This window comes from Marinobacter sp. DSM 26671 (assembly GCF_900112835.1).
Classification (GTDB): domain Bacteria; phylum Pseudomonadota; class Gammaproteobacteria; order Pseudomonadales; family Oleiphilaceae; genus Marinobacter; species Marinobacter flavimaris.
Genome location: NZ_FONF01000064.1, coordinates 1 through 1,819, shown reverse-complemented (window position 1 = coordinate 1,819; position 1,819 = coordinate 1). Strand labels below are relative to the sequence as shown.

Below are 1,819 nucleotides of genomic sequence, written 5' to 3'. Positions count from 1 at the left end.
CGAAGCTCTTTCGCTTCGCGTGAAAGACATCGACCTAAAAAGCCGCAGTTTGCTCGTATTCAACGGTAAGGGACGAAAAGATCGCTGTTTGTCAGCATAGTTGTCGTGTTTTTTACGCAGCGGCCTCTAAGCTGCGACTCTCCTTCTCAGGATTCAACCAGACCTCTTCTGGCAAATCCCAATTCCGAGTTCTCCCCGACCAGCGCTTCGGATTGGCTGCTTTCGCGGCCTCGTAAACGGCCTTTCGCTGTTGTATGACTTCTGTCGTCTGGCCACTATGCCGTTGCGCCGGAGTGATGAACTTCAACCCGCTGTGCTTGTGTTCCTGGTTATACCAGGTCGCAAATTGGAGTACCCAGGCCCGGGCATCGCCCAGTGTTGCAAAGCCTTTGTAAGGGTAATCAGGGCGGTACTTGCACGTTCGGAAGATCGACTCAGCATAGGCATTATCGTTACTGACCCGAGGGCGGCTATAGGACGACATGATACCCAGTCGGTACAGGGTTTCCATCAGTGACGCGCCTTTCATCGGGCTGCCGTTGTCCGAGTGCAGAACCAGGTGTACACCGGCAATACCCTCACGTAAATACGCCTTGGTTACCAGTTCTGACGCCAGTTCACTGGACTCTCCCTCATGGATTTCCCAGCCCACAATCTTGCGGCTGTACAGGTCGAGGATGAGGTACAGGTAGAAGAAGATTCCTTTGGCAGGACCGGGCAACCAGGTCACGTCCCAACACCACACCTGATTCGGGCCGGTGGCACAGTGCGTGTTGAGTGGCTTGGCGGTCGGTGCCTTACTGCGGCCCCGGTGCTGCTGTTGGCTCTGTTCACGAAGCACACGATAGAACGTGGACTCAGAGGCGATAAAGCACCCTTCATCCGCCAGGGCCGGTACAATCTGGCTGGGTGGCAGGCTTCTGTGTACTGGGCTATTCACGGCGACCAGCACGGCCTCGCGCTCTTGCTGTGTCAGTTTGTGAACCGGTGGCGGACGGGTCGCACCAGGGCGACCATCTGCCTTAACATCCCCCTCCCGGGTCCAGCGCTGATAGGTGCGCATGGCTATGCCCATTTCTGCGCACGCCCTGAAGGTCCGGGCACCAGCATCGGTTGTTTCCTTGATCAGCCTGACGGCTCGCTCGCGATCTGGGGTGCTAATCATTCGTCCTCTCCCTCGCCCCAGATCGCATGCATCTTTTTTCGAAGCACCAGTAACGCAGCGGTTTCCGCCAGCGCCTTCTCTTTATGACGCAGATCGCGCTTCAGCTCCTTGATCTCTTTCTTCGCCGATCGAGCCTGATCCCGCGCTGACCTGGCCTGTTCTACTGCCGTGGCATTGGCGTGCATGCAAACCTCTTTCCACGCCAGTATCTGCTCCGCATACAGCCCCTTCTTGCGGCAGTACTCGGCCACCTCCGCCTCGTTCAGAGCGGCGGTCTCCAGCACGACTGCAAACTTGTCTTCGGGCGACCAACCTTCCGGATTCCTTCCATCCCCTGGCACTACCATCCCTCCTGATCGGGCTTGTTTGCGCCAATGATACAGGGTCACGTCGGAGATTCCCGTCTCTTCTGATAGCACGCGTACCGGGGTGTTTTCTGGCGGCATCATTCTTCTAAGCACCGCCTGCTTGCGTTCTTCTGGGTATTGTTTCATTGCTCATTCCTGAGCGCCCCCCGAGTATTAATTGAAAATTGGACACGACAACTATCCTGACAGAGGGGGAGATCGATACACACTGATTCCAGGCAATCTAAGAGAAAACATGGAGCGACAATTCGCCCATGTCAGGGCTGTACATGAGTCCGATCTGGCC

The 1,819-nt window shown here is 56.3% G+C and carries 1 protein-coding gene; it reads right to left on the bottom strand.

Translation table 11 applies throughout. The features are described from left to right. Positions 1–112 precede the first annotated feature (112 nt). Positions 113–1,659 (bottom strand): IS3 family transposase gene (locus tag BM035_RS22135; protein ID WP_369795754.1). Its coding sequence is split into 2 segments (ribosomal slippage): positions 113–1,197 and positions 1,197–1,659, totalling 1,548 coding nucleotides; the frame shifts between segments, so codons are not numbered across the junction. Positions 1,660–1,819 lie beyond the last annotated feature (160 nt).